The 1,524-nt window shown below is 65.6% G+C and carries 2 protein-coding genes; one reads left to right on the forward strand and one right to left on the reverse strand.

Translation table 11 applies throughout. The features are described from left to right. Window positions 1-565, reverse strand: a 565-nt coding sequence (locus ELR45_RS36790; RefSeq protein WP_205855849.1) for an ABC transporter ATP-binding protein, incomplete at its 3' end; no start/stop codon positions are given. Between the two features lie 244 nt (window positions 566-809). Here ELR45_RS36790 and ELR45_RS03840 point away from each other — a divergent pair. Then, window positions 810-1,524, forward strand: a 715-nt coding sequence (locus tag ELR45_RS03840) for a GbsR/MarR family transcriptional regulator (protein ID WP_205855850.1), incomplete at its 3' end; no start/stop codon positions are given.

A 1,524-nucleotide genomic window follows, 5' to 3' on the forward strand; every position in this document is an offset into this window, starting at 1 on the left:
CTGCCAGACGGAGCACCAGCTCATGGAACTCGTGCCTGGCCTCAGGGTCGAATCCGGCGGTCGGTTCGTCGAGGAACAGCAACTCGGGACGGCCGACGATGCCGATGGCCACATCGAGCCGGCGGCGCTGCCCGCCCGAGAGCATCCTGATCTTCGTATGGGCCTGCTCGGTCAGCCCCACGGCGGCGATGAGCTCGTCGGGATCCCACGGCCGCTGAACATGCGGGGTGGCATACTCCACGTAATAGGAGCCGAGGTGCGCGAGGAGCTCGCGCACTCGCCACTTGCCATGGTCCCGCCAGGACTGCAGCACGATTCCCAGCTGCGCGCGCCACCGCTCGTCGCCGTGTGCCGGATCCGTTCCGAGCACGTCGACCCGGCCGGCCGAGCGCTTCCGGAAGCCCTCCAGAATCTCGATGGTGGTGGTCTTACCCGCGCCGTTCGGCCCGAGCATCGCCAGTACTTCGCCGCGATGTGCCTGAAACGTCACGTCTCGCAGGACGTCGTTGGCGCCGTAGCGCATGCGTAGCCCGCTGACGTCGAGCACCACGTGGTCTGTCATCATCGCGTCGCCCTTTGATCGTCTGCTGTCGTCGCGCCATATCTAAATTCACTTCGAACGAAACGCTATGTTGCGTTTCTCGAACTCTCAATGCTGGATCAGCACTTTATGGCTGTTAAATTGCGTACAGAGGTATTTCAGTGCAATGACTTGACGCCGAATGCAACGGACGGTGATGTATCGATTGCAATGACATGCCCATGAACGCATACTGGATCGGACGATCGACCACGGGAGGCGGGCACGGATGCCGGGAGGCAGGCTGAGCCGGCAAGACCGGACAGAGATCGATTCCGGACTTGCCGCTGGACTCGGTTATGCCGAGATCGCCAGACAGCTCGGGCGTCCGACGTCGACAGTCAGCCGCGAGGTGGCCCGCAACGGCGGGTCGCGCGGCTACCGCGCGGAGCACGCACACCTCGCTACGGGACGGCGGGCCCGACGACGCAAGCTGACCACTCCCCCTGCGCTCCCGGGCGCGGCTACCCCGCATCAGAGAGATCCCGAAACAGTACGCGGCTTCATCGACCAGCTCACGACGGTGATGGTCGAGACAGGGCTGCCGCGGATGTCGGCACGGGTGCTCACGTGTCTGTTCACGGTCGACTCCGGCTCGCTCACCGCTGCCGAACTGGTCCAGTACCTGCAGGTCAGCCCTGCGTCTGTGTCCAAGGCCATCACGTACCTCGAGGGGATCGAGGTCATCCGGCGAGAACGCGACCCGGGGAGCCGTCGTGAGCGATACATCGTCGACGACGACGTATGGCTCGGCTCGTGGTCAGCCAGCGCCCGCCGGACCACGAGGTGGGCGGAGGTCGCCCGGGAAGGTGCCAAGCTCCTCGACACCGCCACGCCCGCGGGCGGCAGGCTGGACCAGATGGCGCGGTTCTTCGCTCGGCTCGGCGAAGACATGGCCGGCGGGCCGGCCACCATCGCGGCCTTGCCTGACGACACGTTGACGG

The sequence above is a fragment of the Phytoactinopolyspora endophytica genome (genome assembly GCF_004138495.1).
Lineage (GTDB): Bacteria > Actinomycetota > Actinomycetes > Jiangellales > Jiangellaceae > Phytoactinopolyspora > Phytoactinopolyspora endophytica.